General features: G+C 61.8%; 17 protein-coding genes and 1 pseudogene. 6 read left to right on the top strand and 12 right to left on the bottom strand.

The genetic code is table 11. The features are described from left to right. Positions 1-69: 69 nt before the first annotated feature. A complete protein-coding gene (aceB, locus tag ABD819_RS18540; protein WP_345126702.1) occupies positions 70-1,695 on the bottom strand; it encodes a malate synthase A in 1,626 nt (541 codons plus the stop codon). A 287-nt stretch (positions 1,696-1,982) separates the two neighbouring features. On the opposite strand from aceB, the gene ABD819_RS18535 reads away from it, so the two are divergent. Further along, positions 1,983-3,482, top strand: a complete 1,500-nt coding sequence (locus ABD819_RS18535) for a helix-turn-helix domain-containing protein (protein ID WP_345126699.1) — start codon at positions 1,983-1,985, stop codon at positions 3,480-3,482. A gap of 57 nt (positions 3,483-3,539) precedes the next feature. Here ABD819_RS18535 and ABD819_RS18530 read toward each other — a convergent pair. From ABD819_RS18530 to ABD819_RS18515, 4 genes and pseudogenes are all read right to left on the bottom strand, one after another. Next, positions 3,540-3,790, bottom strand: a pseudogene (locus ABD819_RS18530) (hypothetical protein). Between the two features lie 75 nt (positions 3,791-3,865). Then, positions 3,866-4,327, bottom strand: a complete 462-nt coding sequence (locus tag ABD819_RS18525; protein ID WP_345126697.1) for a DUF3592 domain-containing protein — start codon at positions 4,325-4,327, stop codon at positions 3,866-3,868. A gap of 162 nt (positions 4,328-4,489) precedes the next feature. Beyond that, positions 4,490-4,870, bottom strand: a complete 381-nt coding sequence (locus ABD819_RS18520; protein ID WP_345126694.1) for a helix-turn-helix domain-containing protein — start codon at positions 4,868-4,870, stop codon at positions 4,490-4,492. A gap of 143 nt (positions 4,871-5,013) precedes the next feature. Then, complete coding sequence (locus tag ABD819_RS18515) at positions 5,014-5,214, bottom strand: type II toxin-antitoxin system HicA family toxin (RefSeq protein WP_345126691.1); 201 nt, start codon at positions 5,212-5,214, stop codon at positions 5,014-5,016. Positions 5,215-5,330: 116 nt separating this feature from the next. Here ABD819_RS18515 and mltG point away from each other — a divergent pair, with 116 nt between their 5' ends. The 3 genes from mltG (at position 5,331) to ABD819_RS18500 (ending at position 9,499) form a co-directional block, all read left to right on the top strand. Then, entirely contained in the window at positions 5,331-6,377 is a 1,047-nt protein-coding gene (gene mltG, locus ABD819_RS18510) for an endolytic transglycosylase MltG (RefSeq protein ID WP_345126687.1), read from the top strand. A gap of 340 nt (positions 6,378-6,717) precedes the next feature. Beyond that, positions 6,718-7,962, top strand: coding sequence for an OmpP1/FadL family transporter (locus ABD819_RS18505; RefSeq protein WP_345126684.1), 1,245 nt, complete (start codon positions 6,718-6,720; stop codon positions 7,960-7,962). A 100-nt stretch (positions 7,963-8,062) separates the two neighbouring features. Continuing rightward, the gene (locus ABD819_RS18500; protein WP_345126681.1) at positions 8,063-9,499 is read left to right on the top strand and encodes a hypothetical protein; all 1,437 of its coding nucleotides are present in this window, start codon (positions 8,063-8,065) and stop codon (positions 9,497-9,499) included. 127 nt (positions 9,500-9,626) lie between these two features. Here the strand turns inward: ABD819_RS18500 and ABD819_RS18495 are convergent, their stop codons facing one another. Then, complete coding sequence (locus ABD819_RS18495; RefSeq protein ID WP_345126678.1) at positions 9,627-11,141, bottom strand: hypothetical protein; 1,515 nt, start codon at positions 11,139-11,141, stop codon at positions 9,627-9,629. Positions 11,142-11,226: 85 nt separating this feature from the next. On the opposite strand from ABD819_RS18495, the gene dtd reads away from it, so the two are divergent. Together dtd and ABD819_RS18485 are read left to right on the top strand one after the other, a co-directional pair. After that, positions 11,227-11,673: a D-aminoacyl-tRNA deacylase gene (dtd, locus tag ABD819_RS18490; protein WP_345126675.1), complete on the top strand. Its 447-nt coding sequence runs from the start codon at positions 11,227-11,229 to the stop codon at positions 11,671-11,673. Positions 11,674-11,708: 35 nt separating this feature from the next. Beyond that, positions 11,709-12,035 (top strand): nucleotide pyrophosphohydrolase, encoded by a 327-nt coding sequence (locus ABD819_RS18485; RefSeq protein ID WP_345126673.1) that lies wholly within the window; start codon positions 11,709-11,711, stop codon positions 12,033-12,035. A gap of 120 nt (positions 12,036-12,155) precedes the next feature. Here ABD819_RS18485 and ABD819_RS18480 read toward each other — a convergent pair whose 3' ends face one another. From ABD819_RS18480 to ABD819_RS18455, 6 genes are all read right to left on the bottom strand, one after another. Continuing rightward, positions 12,156-12,884: a 2-phosphosulfolactate phosphatase gene (locus ABD819_RS18480; RefSeq protein WP_345126670.1), complete on the bottom strand. Its 729-nt coding sequence runs from the start codon at positions 12,882-12,884 to the stop codon at positions 12,156-12,158. Between the two features lie 74 nt (positions 12,885-12,958). Beyond that, entirely contained in the window at positions 12,959-14,062 is a 1,104-nt protein-coding gene (gene gcvT / locus ABD819_RS18475; protein WP_345126668.1) for a glycine cleavage system aminomethyltransferase GcvT, read from the bottom strand. A gap of 251 nt (positions 14,063-14,313) precedes the next feature. Continuing rightward, the gene (locus ABD819_RS18470) at positions 14,314-15,378 is read right to left on the bottom strand and encodes a branched-chain amino acid aminotransferase (RefSeq protein ID WP_345126665.1); all 1,065 of its coding nucleotides are present in this window, start codon (positions 15,376-15,378) and stop codon (positions 14,314-14,316) included. Positions 15,379-15,590: 212 nt separating this feature from the next. Further along, positions 15,591-16,139, bottom strand: coding sequence for a cob(I)yrinic acid a,c-diamide adenosyltransferase (locus tag ABD819_RS18465; RefSeq protein ID WP_345126662.1), 549 nt, complete (start codon positions 16,137-16,139; stop codon positions 15,591-15,593). Between the two features lie 60 nt (positions 16,140-16,199). Beyond that, positions 16,200-16,919: an ABC transporter ATP-binding protein gene (locus ABD819_RS18460; RefSeq protein WP_345126660.1), complete on the bottom strand. Its 720-nt coding sequence runs from the start codon at positions 16,917-16,919 to the stop codon at positions 16,200-16,202. A gap of 13 nt (positions 16,920-16,932) precedes the next feature. Beyond that, positions 16,933-19,716, bottom strand: a complete 2,784-nt coding sequence (locus ABD819_RS18455; RefSeq protein WP_345126659.1) for a tetratricopeptide repeat protein — start codon at positions 19,714-19,716, stop codon at positions 16,933-16,935. Positions 19,717-19,718 lie beyond the last annotated feature (2 nt).

Raw genomic sequence — 19,718 nt, 5'->3', positions numbered from 1 at the left:
CCGGCGCGTAGTCGTCGCTGCGCTTAGACTACGGCCAGCGGCGCCATTAGACTACGGCCAGCGGCGGCGCTACGCTAGCTGCTCGTAGGCGGGCACAGTCAGAAACTCGATGAACTGCTCGCTCATCACCAGCTTGTCGAAAAGCCGGGCCGCTGGCACGAAATGGCCGGTTGAATAGGCCTCCTCCCCTACCTGGGCTTTGATTTTATCGAGCTGGCCGGGCACCAGCGAGCGGTACAGCTCCGTAGTCACGGGGCGGCCGTCGGCCAGCGTGGTGCCGGGCGTGTGCAGCCACTGCCACACCTGGGCGCGGCTGATTTCGGCCGTGGCGGCATCCTCCATCAGGTTGTAAATCGGCACGCAGCCGTTGCCGCCCAGCCAGGAGGCCAGGTACTGAATGGCCACGTCGATGTTCAGTTTCAACCCGTCTTCGGTGATGTGGCCTTCGGGTGCCTGCACCAAATCGGCGGCGTTTACCTGCACGTCGAGGCGCTTGTTCTCGATTTGATTGGGGCCGGGCATGAGGCGGTTGAATACCTCCAGCGCCACGGGTACAAGGCCGGGATGGGCCACCCAGGTACCGTCGTGGCCGTTGGTGGCTTCGCGGATTTTGTCCTGACGGACCTTTTCCAGGGCCGCGTCGTTGGCGGCGGGGTCGTTTTTGATGGGAATCTGGGCGGCCATGCCACCGATGGCGTGGACGCCCCGGCGGTGGCAGGTCTGGATAACCAGCTGCGAGTAGGCGGCCATGAAGGGCACTGTCATCGTGACCTCGGCGCGGTTGGGCAGCCGGAAGTCGGGGTTCAGCCCCAGCCGCTTGATGTAGCTGAAAATATAGTCCCAGCGCCCGCAGTTGAGGCCGGCACTGTGCTCGCGCAGCTCGTAGAGAATCTCATTCAGCTCGAAAGCGGCCGGCAGCGTCTCAATCAGCACCGTGGCTTTGATAACGCACTTGGGCTGCTTCAGCGACCATTGGGCGAAACCGAACACGTCGTTCCACAGGCGTGCTTCGAGGTGGCTTTCCAGCTTGGGCAGGTAGAAGTACGGGGCCGAGCCCCGGGCGCACAGCTCGTGGGCATTGTGAAAGTAGTAGAGGCCAAAATCGAGCAGCGACGCGCTGATGGGCTCGCCATCGACCAGAATGTGCTTCTCCACCAGATGCCAGCCGCGGGGGCGCACCATGAGCACGGCGGTTTTCTCGTTCAGCTTATACTCCTTGGTGGGCGTGCTGAGCGAGATGGTGCGGCGCACGGCATCGCGCAGGTTGATTTGGCCCTGAATGACGTTGTCCCAGGTCGGAGCGTTGGAATCCTCCAAATCGGCCATAAATACACTGGCTCCGGAGTTAAGCGCGTTGATAATCATCTTACGCTCCACCGGGCCGGTGATTTCCACGCGGCGGTCGAGCAGGTCTTCGGGTAGCGGGGCCACCGTCCAGTCCTGCTCGCGGATGCGCTTGGTTTCGGGGAGAAAATCGGGCAGGATGCCGGCCGCGAAATCGGCCTGCCGCTCGGTCCTGCGGCCCAGCAGCGCCTCGCGGGTCTGGTCGAAGCGGCGGTGCAGCTCGGCCACGAAGGCCAGGGCTGAGGGCGTGAGGATTTCGGCGTATTCGGGCGAGTAGGTGCCGAGAACTTTCACCCGCTCGGGAGTGAGGTACTTGGGCGTGGGGGCGGGAGCGGTGTCGGTGAAAGTCATTTTTTTAAATGTGGAAATGTGGGAATGGGAAAATGACTCTCTTCGGCCATCGTCCCGCGACTCTGGCGGTGCAACTGATACAAACATAGTTAAGCGAATTTAATTTTCCAGCGAATATTCGCTAAAAATATAAAATTTGCTTTCATCCCTACCTTTGTTACTGCTTACGCAACGTATCAAAACCGCACTCCTGCGGCTCGCAATGGCTTTTTATGCCGGGAAGCTGTTGCTGTTCTGACTTTAGAATTTTTTCACATTTTCACATTCCCACCTTTCCACGTCACCCAATGCTGAACCACGGCCAAGTCGTTCGCCTCATTTTTGGCCTCAAGCTGCGCGAGCTACGGCAGGAGCGCGCCCTTAGTCCGGCCGAGCTGGCGCGGGTCTGCGATGTGTCGGTGAGCTACCTGAACGAGATTGAAAAGGGCAAGAAGTACCCCAAGGCCGACAAGATTCTGAGCCTGAGCAAGGCGTTGGAGGTGCGCTACGACCAGCTCACCTCGCTGGAGCTGCCGCGCCGGCTGGAGCCCATCGGCGAGCTGCTCAACTCCAAGATGCTGAAGGAGTTTCCCTTGGAGATGTACGGCCTGGAGCCGGCCCGCATCATCGAGCTGATTGCCAATGCGCCGGCCAAGATGAATGCCTTCATCAGCACCATTTTCGAGATTGCGCGCAACTACGAGATGCGTCAGGAGCACCTGTTTCTGGCCGCGCTGCGCTCGTTTCAGGAGATGCACGACAACTACTTCGAGGAGTTGGAGCAGGATGTGCGCGCCTTCGTGGGCAGCCACCAGCTCAGCACCGCCGCCCCGTTCGACCTCGGCCAGCTGGAGCGCGTACTGACCCAGGAATACGGCTATACCCTCGACCGTGAGACGCTGGGCCGGCACGCGGTGGCCACCCAGGCGCGGCTGCGAAGCGTGTTTCAGCCCAAAACCCGGCGGCTGTTGCTGCGGCCGGGCCTGAGCCGGGGCCAGCAGGCCTTCGTGCTGGGCCGTGAGGTAGCCTTCAACTACCTCAAGCTGACGGAGCGGCCCTACGTGAACAGCAGCCTGCAGGTCAGCTCGTTTGATGAGGTGCTCAATAACTTTAAGGCCTCCTACTTTGCCGGGGCGCTATTGATGGAGGAAGAGAGCCTGTTGCGCGACGTGAAGAAGTTTTTCGGGGCCAAAAAGTGGCAGCCGGAGCTGCTGCTGAACCTGATGACGCAGTATGACGTGAGCCCCGAGATGTTTATGCAGCGCCTCACGACGCTGCTGCCGCGCCATTTCGGGCTGCAAAGCCTGTTCTTCCTGCGCTTCGACCAGACCAATTCACTGGCCCCCTACGAGCTGACCAAAGAGCTGCACCTGGCCCGCCTGCACAACCCCCACGGCAACGAGCTGAACGAGCACTACTGCCGCCGCTGGGTGAGCCTGCGCCTGCTGGACGAGGCCCGCGCCCTGCCCGTGCCCGACACCGCCGCCGCCCCCGTGACGGTAGCCGGAGCCCAGAAATCCCGCTACTTCGGCACCGACGACGAGTACCTCTGCTTCACGCTGGCCCGCGCCGGCACCCCCACCCAGCCCGCCCTGAGCGTGACCGTGGGCCTGCGCTGCGACGATAACCTGAAGGCGCACGTCCGCTTCCTGGACGACCCGGCCCTGCCCTTCCGCATCGTGAACGAAACCTGCGAGCGGTGTGCTATTCCGGATTGTGAGTCGCGCGCGGCGGCCCCCACGGAAATTGTGCGGCTGGCCGAAAAGGCGGCCTTTGAGGCAGCCGTGGCGGAGCTGGTGGCAGGGTAGTCTCTCGCCTGACCTCTACCCCGCACGGCTCTCCCCTACCAAAAAAGGGGACACCGGCTATGCTTCGGTTAAAAATAACGGGTTAGAAATCGACTCGATGGTTTGCAGGTTGCCGGCTTTGTAAATACCGTTGCAGTCAACCACCAGCGCGTCAGTAATCAACAAATCCAGCGCGTCGGCCGGCCCTATGCCAGCGGTCTGGCCCATGCCGTCGCGCAGCACTTACCGCCGTCGAACTTGTATTCCTCGCCGTACACGCAGTAGTCTTTTTCTACCTGAATCAGCAGGTCGGTATCGCCGAGGCGCACCCGGTCGCCGGTCGCAGGGCCATATATGTCGTCCTACGCAGGGCCGGGAATGGGGAGGGATATTTGGAATTTTAGTTACCTGATTTGAACAGCCAATTTATTTTCTGCTCTCATCAGATAAATAGCAAATGCCAACAATGCGAATCCAATAATTAAGAAAATGGCATGACCGGGAACACCATTTTCTCTAGGGTCATCGATAATTGCTTTTTCAGGAAAATCTTTAAGAAACATCACTTTTAATTTCTCATGCAGTCGATATCTATTATCAATCGTCATATTATCGTTATGAATATTGTAGTCATAACCTGCATAAGCAAATTTCACATTGAACACCAATACATCTGTATCTGTATTAGTTATATGTTCTATTTTGTAAACAGTACCTATCTCAGAAATTCCTATTTGCCGAATGCGCCGTCTATCGTAGATGCTGAATGATGCTATCCCAAGTGCTACAATTGCAAGTAAGAACAGGAAGTAAATCGCTGCCATTTTGCCGTAGTGGTCATTTTGCGATTGTTTACCAGTGCTCATTTTTATACCAAATTATTTCAACTTACCAAGTGACGCTTCCCGCACCGCTGAATCATCCAGCTTCCAATTAATCCACCTATTGCCGCTATACATAATGCGCTAGCCGTTGAGCGCCACTAATGTACGCGCTTGCGCTCGCCGGGCTCGAAGCGGCAAGGAGAATCAAAACGCAAAGTCCATCTCCGCCAGCTCGCGCCCCACGGCGCGCACGCCTTCCAAAATCCGCTGCGTCTGGGTGGGGCTGGGCTTTTTGTTGCCGGAAACGTATTGGCTGAGCAGGCTTTGGGTCATGCCCAGGCGCTTGGCCAGCGCGGCGGCGTTGATGACTTTGTAGGCATCGAAAAACGATTTCAAGTCATAGGTGATTTTCACGTCCGCTATGCCCACGGTGCGGCCCGTGTCGCTAAGAGCCAGGTTCAGCACTTCCACCATGTTGGCTTTTAGCTCCTCGAAGTTGCCGCCCACCGTGTAGGCTCCTTCGGCTTCGTTGTAGGCGCTGTACCCCGTGGCGGTGCGCTCCACAATCATTTCGTACTTCTTCATTGCGTGGTGGTGCTGGTGAGTTTGTGAGGTGACGCAGTGCGCCGGCCGTGAATCTTTGCCCATTAAAGGTAGTGAATCTACTACCAACACTACCAGAGCCGGGCGGGGTTCCGTCGCCTTTGCAAGGTGCTGCCCAAGCGGCGTTACTTCAGCCCCGCCTGCTTCAGGAGTAGCGCGGCAAGTCCTTTGCCGACTTCGGCGCTGCCGTGCAGCGGAAACTCCAGGTAGCCGCTGCGGGTGAGAGCTTTCCTGGTGGGATGCGCCATTTTGATGTGGCTGCCCGTCTGGGCAATTTTATACCAGCCATCCTTCAGCAATTTGCGGTGTAGTTCCGAGCTTTTCACGTTCGAAGGTAGTTGAATCGAAGCTGTTCAGGAATTTGAAGAAATCATCAGGAACGTGATGCCGGGCAACTCGCCCACGTCGTCCTAACTTTACTCTTCCAGCCGCTTCAACTCTTTTGCCCAAGCCCATCCGCCGTCTGCTTCCCTACTTCCTGCTGCTGCTGGCGCTTTTTGCAGCGGGCAGCTATGCCGTATGGCGCATCGCCTACCGCCCCAACGTCACAACCTTTGCCGAAGGCCCGGCCTACCTCTACATCCGTACCGGCACGGGCTACGCGGCGGTGCTCGACTCGCTGCAGAAATACCAGCTGCTGCGGGAGCCCGCCACGTTCCGTTGGGTGGCCGAACACCACGACTACCCGGCCCACGTAAAGCCCGGCCGCTACCGGCTCGACCCGGCGATGGGCAATATCGATTTGGTCAAAATGCTGCTATTCGGGCGGCAGGACACCGTGCGGTTCGAGCTGAAGCCGTTTCATTACCTCGACCGGCTGCCGCGCCAGGTGAGCCGGCAATTGGAAACCGATTCCTTCAAGCTGGAGCTGCTGCTCGGTGACAATGCCGGGTTGCAAAGCCGCTATCGGCTCGATACCTGCACTATCCGCACGCTGTTCATCCCCGGCCAGTACCGGCTGCTGTGGAACACCAGCGCCCCGGCTTTGCTGGATTCGGTGGCCGCCCGCTACCGCCGGTTCTGGACGCCGGAGCGGCAGGCCCGGGCCGATTCGCTCCGGATGACCCGCACCCAGGTGAGCGTACTGGCCAGCATCGTGCAGCGCGAAACTGCTCAGCCCACCGACAAGCCGCTCATCGCTGCCGTGTACCTCAACCGCCTGCGCAACGGCCAGCCCCTGCAAGCCGACCCTACCCTGCTCTGGCCCCTGCACGGCCTGGGCACCCGCAAACGCGTGCTGAACGTGGACAAAAAAGTGGATTCGCCCTACAACACCTACCGCCACAAGGGCCTGCCGCCCGGCCCCATCACTACACCCCTGCCCGGCTCGCTGCTGGCCGTACTCAAACCGGCCCACAACAAAAACCTGTTTTTCTGCGCCCGGCCCGATGGCAGCGGCTTTTCCGACTTCGCCGAAACTTACGCCCAGCACAAGCGCAACGCCCGCCGCTACCAGCACCGGCTCGATAGCCTGGGCGTGAAGCGCTGACCAACTCTATTTTACAGACTTGCCACAGGCTACTATTTAATAAGTAGTAGTGCCTAAATAATCGTCACTAAAAAAAGCACGTCATGCTGAGCGAAGTCGAAGCATCTCGCGTGTGGTAGTAACTCAATCGATTGGTTTACTGCTACACGCGAGATGCTTCGGCTGCGCTCAGCATGACGTTCAAATTCGTGTCGATTATTTATCCTTAACTACTTAAAGCAGCTTTAAGCCCTCACACAGCCTAAAATGCACCGTTGACTTCTTCTCCCGCTTATGGGCCCGCGCCGCTACCCGCCGGCTGTGTACTTTTGTCTGCTACTTTTTCCGCAAAACCGCCCGTATGCGCCAACCTCTTCTTTTTCTGATTCCTGTCTTCTGTGGATTGACGGCTGCGGCCAGCGGATTCGACACCGGCCCGCAGGGGGCGCGGGTGCTGGGCCTGGGTGGAGCCAGCACCGCCTACATCAACAGCATTGCCGGCCTGAGTACCAACCCCGGCCTGCTGGCCCAGTGGGGCGACTCGCTCACGCGCCTCAGCTTTGGCGGCATGGGCCAGGTTCGGCGGGCCTCGTTTATCGGCCAGGACACCTACCAGCGCACCGACCAGGAGCTGGCCATTCAGCCCGGCGGCTACTTCTACGCTACCCGCGGCGTCGGCAAGCGCGTGAGCGTGGGCCTGGCCGTGACCACGCCCTACGGCTACCACACCAAGTGGCCCGGCAACTGGGAAGGCCGCGCCGTGATTCAGGAAAGCCAGCTCAGCACCGTGTTCGTGCAGCCTACCGCCGGCATCAAGCTAAACGACAACTTCAGCGCCGGCGTGGGCTTCGTATACGCGTTTGGCAAATACACCCAGAACCGCGCCCTGGGCCAGTACGACGACCCCGCCGCGCAGGCGCAGCTCAGCAGCAGCGGTTCGGGCCTGGGCGTGAACCTGGGCCTGTATGGCCGCACCGGCGACAACCTGGCCTTCGGCATCAGCTACCGCAGCGGGGTGAAGCTGAAAATGGATAACGGCACCTTCACCAATGTCGGCGTGCCGGCCCGCGACGCGGCCCTGAACCCGGCCTCCGCTGCGGTCAACACGGAGTTTAACCTGCCCAGCACGCTCTCAGTGGGCATCGCCGACCGCATCACGCCGAAGCTGCTCATCACGTTTGACTTCACCCTGAGCGGCTGGAGCACCCTCGATTCGCTCCGGCTCGACGTGGCCGCCAGCGGCGCGGCCCCGGCCCGCAAAATCAATACGTCGCGCCGCTACGAAGACGCCCTCCAGTTCCGGGTGGGAGCCGACTACCGGGTGAGCGATAAGCTGACCGTGCTGGGCGGCCTGCGCTACGACGAAACGCCCATCCGCGACGAGTACATCAACCCCGAGTTTATCGACGCCAACCGCCTTGGGGCCTCGGCCGGCCTGAGCTATCAGCTCACGTCGCTCATCGCCCTCGAAGCCGGCTATGCCTTCGAGTACGGCCAGCTGCGCACGGCCCGCGCCACCCAAACCAACGCGAACGTGGCCAACATCAGCGGCACTTACCGCACGGCCACCAACACCGCTTCGGTGGGCGTCTCGCTGGCTTTTTAGTAGAGCGGTGGCGGCAGTGAGAAAGCGGACTTAAGCCTCCGGATTTCGCTGCTGCGGCCTTTTACTCAATCCTCTTACCGCACAGATTTCATTTTTTACGATGAAGATTTTTTACCTGAACTCGTGGAGCCGTGCCGGTGTGGTAGCCACTGCCGTGCTGCTGAATGCCTGCGCCCCCAGCCAGGATGCGCCCGCCCCCACCGTGAGCCTCGACGTGAGCCGCTACCTGGCCGTGGGCGACAGCTACACGGCCGGCTTGAGCGCCGGCGGCCTCACCCGCGCCAGTCAGGAGTACTCGTTCCCGAACCTGCTGGCCCGGCAGCTTCGCCTGGCTTCGCCCGAGGCCGTGTTCTCGCAGCCGCTGCTGGAAACCGGCAGCGGCTCGGGCTACACCGCTCTGGTTGACTTTACCCCGGCTGGCTTTGCCCGCAGCCGCCGCGTGGCCGGCCAGGCCGTGCGGCGCCAGGTCATCAACCCCGCCGCCTGTGGTGGTGCCGACACCGTGCGCCTGCTCACGCGCAGCGCCACGGCCAGCGCCCTGCCCCAGAACCTGGGCGTGCCCGGCCTGCTTCTTTCTCAGCTTGAAACCACTGGGTTGGGTAATGAAGCTTCGGCCACGCCCGGCGCGGCGTTCAATCCCTACTTCGAGCGCCTGCTGCCAGCCGGCGATTCCCGCTCGTACCTGCAGGTGGTGGCGGCGGCCGCGCCTTCGTCCACGTTCTTCACCTATTTCCAGGGGCTCGATGACCTGCTGCCCTTCGTGCGCAGCGGCGGGCAGTGCGGGGGCCTCGACGACCCAAGGCTACCCAACCGCTCGCTCCTGCTGACCAGCCTGACCCAGAATTCCAAAAAAATTCTGGACCGCCTCACGGCCAACGGGCAGCGGGGTATTATTGCCACTCTCCCGGCCCTGACTTCACTCCCCATCCTGCGGCTGGGGAAGGGCGAAGCCCTGAAAGCGCGGCTGCGGCTCGCGTTCGGCGATACGGCCAATATTTACATTACGGAACCTGTTTCTCCGGGCCAAACCCCAGGCCCGGCGCAGCGCATTACCGATGATGATTATGTGCTGGCTACGGCCCTGGTGCGTATCGGCCAGCGCACGCCCGTGCAGGTGGGAACCACTATCCTGATGCTGCCCTACGGCCGCGACATTCGCAACCCCCTACGGGATGAGGATGTGCTGGATTCGCGGGAGTTGAGCTTTGCCAAAGCCATTGTGGATAGCTATAATACCACGTTGGGAACCCTCGCCAGCACCGTGTATAAGCTACCCATCATCACGCCTGCGAAAAAAGCCAGCACGTTGAACCTGGACGACTTTCTGTTCAGCCAGGTAGCCAAGGGGATTTCAGTGGCCGGCGTGAACTACTCCATCGAACCCGTGGGCGGCAACGTCTTCTCGCTGGACTACGTTTCCCTGACGCCCCGAGGCAACGCCTTGCTGGCCAACGTTTTTATTGCGGCGCTCAACAGAGCCTACCGCTCCAGCATTCCGACCATCGACGTCAACAGCCTGCCCAGCACGGCGCAATAGTTCAACCTTGCCTTCAAAGCCCCCGCAGTGGCCCTACTATCCGATAGTAGGCCGCTACGGGGGCTTTTGCGTTGGCGGCCATCAGGAAATGTAGCAGCCAACTTGAGCAATTGTACCCGCCGCACGCTTAGCGTAGCCGGTACAGGCGCAACGGCAGGCTATCGGCCGCAGCGGCTCGACTGGCCGCCAGCGTGGCATCGTAGCTCAGGCCGGTAAATTCGGAATGCTCCAGAAACAGCAGCGGCTGGTGCAGCTGCGGGGCGGACCAGGCGGCCACGGATGGCTGTCGCCGCAGCGAGTCGAACCGAGCCACGCCCGCCACCCGCCAGTAGCCGTCGAGCAGCACGTACTGGTAGCCCTGGGCGCGCAGGCCAGCCAGTTGCCGCTCATCGGTGATGACGACTAGGGTTTGGTTTTTAGACAGGTACGGCGCGAGGCCCTGCCCTACCGTGCTGGCTATTTTGGTAGCGCCGTGCTGCCGCAGCCAGGCGGCCACCTGCGGGTATTGGGTGGGCAGCGGCGCGTATATGGCTTGCTGAATGCGAAAGACATTCACCCCGCCAGCCGCCAGCAGCGCAGCCGCCAGCGCCCAGCCCGGCAGCAGGCGCCGCCCGCTGAGCACGGCCAGCGCCGCCAGTGGCAAATAGGCAAACAGCAGCCCGCGCGGCGCTTTAATCAGCAGCGACATGCCCGCCAGCAGGCAGCCGGCCCACACCAGCAGGTACCACGTCAGCGGCAGTGGCTGGGCGCGTGCCATGCGCCAGCCGGGCCACTGCCGCCACACCAGCCAGACAGCCCCCGCCAGCCCCGCCAGCAGCAGCGGCGACTCGAACTGGGTGAGGTACCGGAAATAATAGCCCAAATCGAGGTGCAGCGTGCTTTGGCGGCCCGCCACGTTGGCCGCCCTGGGAAACACCGTGCGCACATAAAACCCCAGCCACCGATACCACGGCTGCCCCGCCGCCACCCCCACCACCCCGAATGCGATGTAGGGCAGCGCCAGCAGCAGCAGCGCCCGGCCCCACACCCGCCGCCACAAGCCATCGGCTTGCCACACCTCCAGCACAACTAAGATTGGCAGGGTGAACAGGAATTTGTAGTCGAGGCACAGACCCGCCGCCAGCCAGCCCACCACCCGCAGCCAGGCGTGCGGCGTGGGGCGGTGCAGCCGCGCAAAATGGCTCCGCAGCAGCCCGGCATACACCACCAGATTGAGCGAGGCCATCGTAAAATCGCGGCCCGAAAACGTGAGCAGCAGCCCGGTACCGGCTAGTAGCACTAGGCCCGCCGTTTCCAGTCCGGTCAGCGCGGCCCGGCGAGCTACCCAGGCCGCAAACAGCCCCAGCCCGGCCACTCCCAGCAGGGCATTAATGGTTTGGAACGCCAAAAAGCTGCGCGTGAGCAAGCCCACGGGCGCGTACAGCACATAAAACCCCGGGCTGCCGTGGTGAAACAGCTGGCTGAAATCGCCCCGCGCCAACGCCTGCACTATCTGCCAGTTGTGCGCCGAGTCGTAGTCGGGCGGGCCAGCTTCGGCGAGGCGCCACAGCCGCAGCCCGGCCACTACCAGCAACGCTCCCACCAGCCACGGCAATCGGTTCACAGCAGGATATTCGTTCTTTGTGGCGTCAGAAAAAGGCATGGATTGGCTGGGAGCTGGCAAACGCAAAGTTCGGCACGGCCAGTTTAAGATTTTCCCCCGTTTATCCTCCTCCCATTTGCTCTTTATGCGTCTTGTTATTCAGCGCGTTCGCGAAGCCCAGGTCACCGTCGAGGGCCAGATTACGGGCCAGATTGGCCCCGGACTGCTGGTGCTGGCCGGCTTTGCGCCCACCGATACCACCACCGCCCTCACCTGGATGTGCCGCAAGCTGGTGCAGCTGCGCATTTTCGGCGACGACAACGGCCAGATGAACCGCAGCGTGCAGGATACCGGCGGCCAGATTCTGGTGGTGAGCCAGTTCACGCTACTGGCCGATGCCCGCAAGGGCAACCGCCCCAGCTACATCGGCGCGGCCCCGCCGCCCGTGGCCGAGCCGCTGTATCAGCAATTCGTGGCCATGGTGACCGCCGAATTGGGCCAGCCCGTGCCCACCGGTATTTTCGGGGCCGACATGCAGGTGAGCCTGGTCAATGACGGCCCGGTGACCATCGTACTTGATTCGCCGGCCTGAACCCGGCATTTCCATACCATCTTATTTCGACCAACATGACCATCGAAGAAGCCCAGAAAACCGTCGATACCTGGATAACCACCACCGGCGTGCGCTATTTTAATGAGTTGACCAACATGGCCATTCTCACCGAAGAGGTAGGCGAAGTGGCCCGGCTCATCTCCCGGCAATACGGCGAACAGTCGTTCAAAGAGTCCGACAAAGGCCGGGAGCTGGCCGACGAGCTGGCCGACGTGCTGTTCGTCGTCATTTGCCTGGCCAACCAAACCGGCGTCAATCTCACCGAGGCCATGACCCGCAACCTGGCCAAAAAGACTCAGCGCGACAGCCAGCGGCATCAGGATAATGAGAAACTAAGATGAGCAACGAAAAAACGTCATGCTGAGCGGAGCCGAAGCATCTCTACCGCGCGAGTAATTGATTTACTATTGAGGTAGAGATGCTTCGGCAGGCTCAGCATGACGTTCTTTCGTTGCTCATTCCTAATTAAGCGCAGCGTCAACCAGCCGGTCATTCTCCCACACGGGCAGCACATTGGCGTAGGCATCAATCCGCAGGCAGAACTCAAAATCCTGGCTGGCTTCCAATGAATTGAGTCGGCGCACGTGGGCTGATTGCAGCAGGTAGGCCGACAAGTCAGCCTGCCCTTGCCGCCACAGATGCAGCGCCGCCAGCGTAGCATCGGAGCCGCGCACGTCGAAATCCGGAGCCAGGCGCGCAGCCAGCGCACCGCCGAATACGGTGTCTTCGAGGCAGAACTGGCCTTTCCAGCCGGCACACACTACCAGCACATCGCGCTGCTGCTGCCTGGCAAAATCGGCCACGGCAGCCAGATTCAGAAACGCGCCGACCACCACGGCCTCGGCCGCCAGCGAACGACGCAACGCCGCCGTGCCGTTGGTCGTGCTGATGGTGAGGGCGCGGCCCCGCATCGGCCGCGCCGCATCCAGAAAGCCAAAAGGCGAATTGCCCAGGTCGAAGCCCGGCGCGGGCAGGCCGTCGCGCTCGGCGGCGGTCAGGCAGCCGTGCTCCTGGCCGTAGGCGGTGCATTCTTCCAGCGAAGCCACCGGGAAAACGTGGGTTATCCCCTCCCCCAGCGCCGTGACGATGGTGCTGGATGCCCGCAGAATATCCACGATTACGGCCACCTTGCCGCTCAGGTCGTACAGCGGCAGCAGCTCGGGCGAGAAGCAAATATCTAGTTTGGGCACTTTTCAGTGGTTAATGATTAACGGTTAGTGGTCAGTGACCAACAACTAACCGTTAATCACTGACCGTTATCAGTCTATTCCTCCGTGCCTTTGGTGAGCGGCAGCTTGCTCACGGTGGCAGGCAGGTTCTTGCCCCGAATCTGCACGAAAATCTGGGTGCCGGGGGCGGCAAACTCCGTTTTCACGTAGCCCATGCCAATGCCTTTGCTGAGCGAGGGCGACTGCGTGCCGCTGGTCACGTCGCCGATTTTCTGGCCGTCGGCGTCCATCAATTCGTAGTGGCCGCGTGGGATGCCGGTACCGTCCATTACGAAGGCCACCAGCTTTTTGCTCACACCGGCTTCCTTCTGCTTTTTGATATTGGCGGAGTTGGTGAAGTCCTTGGTGAACTTGGTAATCCAGCCCAGGCCGGCTTCCAGTGGCGAAGTAGCGTCGTCAATATCGTTGCCGTAGAGGCAGTAGCCCATTTCGAGGCGCAGGGTGTCGCGCGCGCCCAGGCCGATGGGTTTGATGCCGTAGGCCTGGCCGGCCGTCATCACCTTATCCCAGACCAGGGCGGCGCTTTCATTGGGCACGTAGAGCTCGAAGCCGCCCGCGCCGGTGTAGCCGGTGGCCGAGATGATTACATCGGGCGCGCCGGCAAAGCTGCCCTGCACGAAGGAGTAGTACGGAATGCTGCTTAGGTCCACATCCGTGAGCTGCTGGAGGGCGGCAATGGCCTTGGGGCCCTGCACGGCAAACAGGCTGGTGCGGTCCGAAATATCCTCCATTTCCACGCCCTGCGTGTTGTGCTGCCGAATCCAGTTCCAGTCCTTCTCAATATTGGAAGCATTGACAACCAGCAGGTAATCCTCATCAGCCAGCTTATACACCAGCAGGTCATCCACGATGCCGCCGTCGTGATTGGGCAGGCAGGAATACTGGGCTTTGCCATCGGCGAGCTTGCTGGCGTCGTTGCTGGTCACGCGCTGAATCAGGTCGAGGGCCTGGGGGCCACGCAGCCGGAATTCGCCCATGTGCGACACGTCGAAAATACCCACCGCCCGGCGCACGGTGTGGTGCTCATCGAGGTCGGAAGAGTAGCGCACCGGCATGTCGTAGCCGGCGAAAGGCACCATTTTGGCACCCAGCTGGCGGTGCGTGTCGTTGAGGGTAACGGTTTTCAGGGAAACGGACATTACTGCAATGGGTGAATGAGTGAATGAGCGAATGGGTGAATGAATCGGCGGGGCGACATTCGCTTGGCGGTGCAAAGGTGGGGCAAAAAAGAAAAGCCGCTTCGGAGTGAAGCGGCTTTTTCTGATTTCACGCTAAAACGTCATGTCGAGCGCAGCCGAGACATCTCGCGTGCGTCGTTAAACGATTGAGTTACTACTCCGAGCGAGATGTCTCGGCTGCGCTCGACATGACGGTCTGTTTGCTTTTATCCCTACACTTGCACCATCCAGTTGTGCACGTCGGCACCTTCGCCGCTCCGAATGGCGTCGAGGGCGGCCCCTACGCGCTTCGAGAAGGCGTTGGGGCCCACCACGGGCAGGTCGTAGTCGTGGCCTTCGTAGCCGATGGTGCAGATGGGCGCGATGGTGGCGGCGGTGCCGGCCCCGAAGGCTTCTTCGAGCTTGCCGGCGGCCAGGGCTTCCATCACTTCCACGCTGCTCACTTTGCGCTCTTCCACGGTCAGGCCCATGTCGCGGGCCAGGGCCAGCACGCTGCGGCGCGTCACCCCATCGAGGATGGACGTGCTCAGCGCCGGCGTTACCACGCGGCCGTCAATCACGAAAATGGCGTTCATCGTGCCCGACTCCTCCACGAAGCGGTGCTCCGAGGCATCGGTCCAGATGAGCTGGTTGTAGCCTTCCTGCTGGGCCAGCTTGGTGGGGTACATGGCCGCGCCATAGTTGCCGGCGTTCTTGGCAAAGCCCGCGCCACCCTCGACCGAGCGCGCGTACTTCTGCTCGAAACGCACGCGCAGGGGCTTGTTGTAGTACAGGCCCACGGGGCAGGTGAAAATCATGAGGCGATACGACTCCGAAGGCCGCACGCCGATAAAGCCATCGGTAGCAAACATGAACGGCCGGATGTAGAGCGCGCCACCGGGCCCGGTGGGCACCCAACCCGAGTCGAGGCGAATCAGCTCGCGCAGGCCCTGCATAAACAGCTCCTCGGGGATGGGGGGCATGCACATGCGCTCGGCCGAGGTGTTGAAGCGGGCCCAGTTGTCGAGCGGCCGGAACAGGGCCACGCCGCCATCAGCCTGCGGGTAAGCCTTCATACCCTCAAAAATGGCCTGCCCGTAGTGCAGCGCCGAGTTGGCGGGGCTCACAGTCATATCGCCGTAGGGCACAATCTGCGCGTCCTGCCATTCGCCATCGTGGAAGTCCACGACAAACATATGGTCGGAAAACAGCTTGCCGAATTCGAGGTGGTCGGCATCGAGCGTATCCAGGCGGGAGTCCGTGGTGCGCTGCGTGCGAATGGGGAGCAGGTCTATCATAGGGTATCGGTTTCGGGTACGCGTGGGTGGGATTTTCCGAGTACGGAGGATGAGAGCAGTGTGGGTAAAAAGTATTTTAAAAAAACAAGAACGTCATGCTGAGCGCAGCCGAAGCATCTCGCGTGTGGTAGTAATTATTCGCTTGCACGGTAGAGATGCTTCGGCTGCGCTCAGCATGACGTTTTATCATATTCCCGATAACCCAATCAGGCTTAAAGTCGTGCCTTCCAGGTCACTTCTTCCACGCCCAGCTCGTGGGCCATGGCGCGGCTCAGCACGAAAAGGAAGTCGGATAAGCGGTTCAGATACACTACGACCAATTCGGCCACGAAGGACTCTTCGCCCAGGTGGATGGTCAGCCGCTCGGCGCGGCGGCACACGCAGCGGGCCACGTGCGTGTGGCTCACGGCAGGGTGCCCGCCCGGCAGAATGAAGGCGCGCAGCTCCGGCAGGTCGGCGTTCAGGCGGTCCATTTCGTCTTCCAGCAGCGTTACGTCTTCGGCGTGCAGGTCGGGTAGCTTCATTTTCGACTTGTCCGGGTCGGCCGCCAGCGCCGAGCCGATGGTGAACAGCCGGTCCTGGATTTCCTTGAGCAGCGGCCGGCGGGTGGCGTTGATATCCTGGTCGCGCACCAGGCCAATGTGGGAATTCAGCTCGTCCACGGTGCCGTAGCACTCAATGCGCAGGCTGCTTTTCGGCACCCGCGTGCCGCCAATTAGCGAGGTAAGGCCTTTATCGCCGGTTTTGGTGTAAATCTTCATCTTTCAGATTCGTTGAACAGTAGTTGCTCTCTCTACCAAAACAGCCGCTAGTTGTTCAGATTAGTGGGCCGCAACGGCGTGCGTGGTAACCTGAGCATTTCGCTCATCGGACTCCACCAGGCCGTCGCGCAGGCGCACAATGCGGTGGGCGTAGCGGGCAATATCTTCTTCGTGCGTCACCATAATGATGGTGTTGCCTTTAGAATGCAGCGCCTCGAACAGGTCCATGATTTCGTGGCTGGTTTTGGAGTCCAGAGCACCGGTGGGTTCATCGGCCAGCAACACGCTGGGGTTGTTCACGAGGGCCCGGGCAATGGCCACGCGCTGGCGCTGGCCCCCGCTGAGCTCGTTGGGGCGGTGATGGGCGCGGTCGGCCAGGCCCACCGAGCGCAGCGACTCCACGGCGCGCTCGGTGCGGTCGCGCTTGTTGAGGCCGGCGTAGATGAGCGGCAGGGCCACGTTATCCAAAGCGCTGGCCCGGGGCAGCAGGTTGAAGCTCTGGAAAACGAAGCCGATTTCCTTGTTCCGCACTTCGGCCAGCTCGTTGTCGCTCATGCGGCTCACGTCCTGGCCATTGAGGATGTATTGGCCGCTGCTGGGCGTATCGAGGCAGCCCACGATATTCATTAGCGTGGATTTGCCCGAGCCCGACGGGCCCATAAAGGCCACGTATTCGCCACGCGCAATCTGGATGCTCACCGAGCGCAGGGCGTGAATCACCTCCGCACCCATGACGTAGGTTTTGGCGATGTCGGTGGTTTCAATAACGTTTGAGCTCATGGCGTAGGGGGACTTATTGCAGAGGAGAAGGGGCCGGAGCCTCGGAGAAAGATGCCGACGCGGCCGCCCGGGCTGCCTGGTGGGCGGCGTAATCGGCTGCTAAAGTAGCATAAGCCGCCGCGGGAAGCTGCCGGCGCAGCTGCGCCAGGGCTTCGACGGCGTACTCGGTGAGGCCCGCATCGGCAGCCGCCAGCACGTAGGCACTCAACAGACCGGAGGAGCGAGGGTTTTCGTCGAGCCCCGCCCGCAGGGCTTCGTAGGCCGCAGGAAAGTTGCGGCGGCGCGTGTAGAACGCCGCCGCCGTCGCAATTGCGGCCTCATTGAACGGAGCTTCGCGCACAATGCGCTGGTAGCTTTTGGTAGCGGCCGCCGCGTTGTTCTGCTGCTCAGCCTGCCGGGCCTGAGCCAGCCAGTCGGCCCCGATGCGCCCAACCGGGGAAGTGGTGGCTACCAGCGAACCGACGGCCAGCTGATGCTGCACCCGCCGGCCCTGCTCGCGCTGTCCCAAGTCGGCAGAAGCCAGCAGCCGCGCCGCAACCGCTCGCGCCGAATCAGTCTGGCCGCTTAAGACCAATGCATACGCCTGCATTTCGGGGGCCTGCGGCGCGCCGTGCGCCGCCGCGAAGACCAGTTGGTCGGCGGCAGCGGCATACTGCCCTTGCTGTATCTGCCACATGCCCAGCAGCTGCTGATAGTAGGCGGCCGTGCCCGAAGTGCCACTGGCCAGCGGCACCAGCAACTGGCGGGCCGCCACTTCCTGGCCCAGCGTGTGGCGGGCCAGCGCCTGCAGAAACAGCAGCTGCTCGTAGTAATCAGCATTGGCAGGCTCGTTGCCGAGCTGGCTCAGGCGCGTGAGGAGAGCAGGCGTGAGCTGTTGGGGGTAGCGGGCCACCGCCAGCAATACGCCGTGGTAGAGCTGGGCAAAACTGGCCGCGTCCAGTTGCAGCGCCGCCACGGCTGGCATACTGGGCGTAGCGCCGGGCAGCGGCGCGGCCTGCAACTGCAGGAGCATATGGTTGCTCACCACGCCGGGCTCGTCGGTTTTCAGGGGAGCTTTAGCAGTTAGCTTTTGGGCTTCGGCCAGCAGGTTCTGGCTCAGCAGGAAGCCCAGTTGATTGGTCCGGCTGGCGTAGTTGCCCGGGGCCAGCTGCTCCGCCTTATCCAGGTAATGGGCCACCGAATCGGTGAGCGAGGTTTGGGTGAATAGCTGGGCCAGGTCGCCGGCCAGGGCGGCACTGCGCGGCTGGGCCTTCAGGCCACTGCGGAGAATATCCAGACCATCAAACAGGTCGTCGGGCGCATTGTAGAGCGTGGCCAGGCGCAGGAAAATCTTCTCATTCGGACCGCGCACCAAGGCGCGGCGCAGGGCATTTATCTCGTTTTGGCGCTGCTGCCGGAAGCGGTAGAGGGCCGCCCGGCCAAACTGCGCGTGTACGTTGGCCCGGTAGAGCACGTCGCCACTCTCGGCGTAGTAGCGCTCGGCCAGGCCGGCCAGGGCCAGGTCATCGGGCGCGGCCTCGCTCTGCTGGCGGGTGAGGTCGCCGAGGTAATTGTACTGGCCGGCCCGCACCTGGTCGGGCAACGGAAAATCCAGCCGCGCCTGCACCATCAGCAAGCCACCCACTGCCAGAATATAAACGGTGTAAAACGGCAGCCGGCGCGGCTCAAACACTACCCGGTATACCCGCAGCCGCTGCCGGATAAGCGGCGAAAAATTAATGAATATATAGAGCAAAAAAGCCCCGCCCACCAGCGCCAGCGCCAGCCCCGTGAAGCTGCGGGCCGCCACCAGCAGCGGCGTATTGGCCGTGGCAAACGCGTAGCCCAATGCCCCGGCCGCACCCATCACCACTAACGGGTAGAGCTGCGCCGCGCCGCGGGCATAGGGCAGCACGCCGGCGTAGCTGGGGGCGCGTAGCCGCAAGCCCAGGCCACCCGCCAGCACGGCCGGCAGCAGCAGCACCAGCGGGTCCAGGCTCAGGCCGGGCCAGAGTTGCAAGGTGCCGTTGTTCCAGGCATACAGCCCCACCACGGCCAGATACAGCCCGCTGGCCGCCAGAAATGGCCCCAGCCCAAACCGGCTGCCCGGCTGCTCGGCCTGCGAATTGAACCAGAGCAGCGCCCGGATATTCTCCACCCCTACCCACAGCACCAACACCGCCACCAGCACCGCGCCGGCCGGAGTAGCATAGGCAGCCAGCTGCAGCGCGGTTTCCGAGGCCGGGAGCTGGCTTTGGGCAAACAGCAGCCCGCTCAGAACTGTCACCACAGTTCCGACCAGACCAAATCGGGTAGTAAGCGAAAGGTGTTCGGCGAAGGCGTGCAGCGCGAACCCCGCGCCCCCAATCAAGCCCAGCATCAGGTACAGAAAGTACCGCTCGTTGGTGTTAAAAATGCCCAGCGACTCCGTATTGAGCGACAGCAGCAGGAAAATAACCGGCACCATGCTCGCCACAAACGCCGTGCGCTGCAAGGTGCTGGCCACAGCCACCCAGCCCGCCAGCAGCACCGCCAGCAGCACCAGAAACACGCTCGCCGCCACGGGCTGCGTGAAAGGCCCCGCTACATCATGCGTCAGCGTCACGATAAAGCCGCTGGCCTGCACCGGCAGACGTACCGGGCCAGCCGCCACTTCGCCCAGCGTGAGCGGAATAGCCTGTAGGTGCGGCACCAGCTGAATGGGCAGGGTGCTGCCTTCGCCGGTGAAATAATAAAATACGGCCAGCGCCACGGCTAGCGTAGCCAGCACGGCCAGCACCCCGGGCCGCCCAATGCGGTTCAGTACAGCAGGCGTCACTG

The sequence above is a fragment of the Hymenobacter antarcticus genome (assembly GCF_039539545.1).
GTDB classification, from domain to species: Bacteria; Bacteroidota; Bacteroidia; order Cytophagales; family Hymenobacteraceae; genus Hymenobacter; species Hymenobacter antarcticus.
The sequence above is the reverse complement of the archived record's forward strand: the minus strand, read 5'-3'. Positions and strand labels throughout refer to the sequence as shown.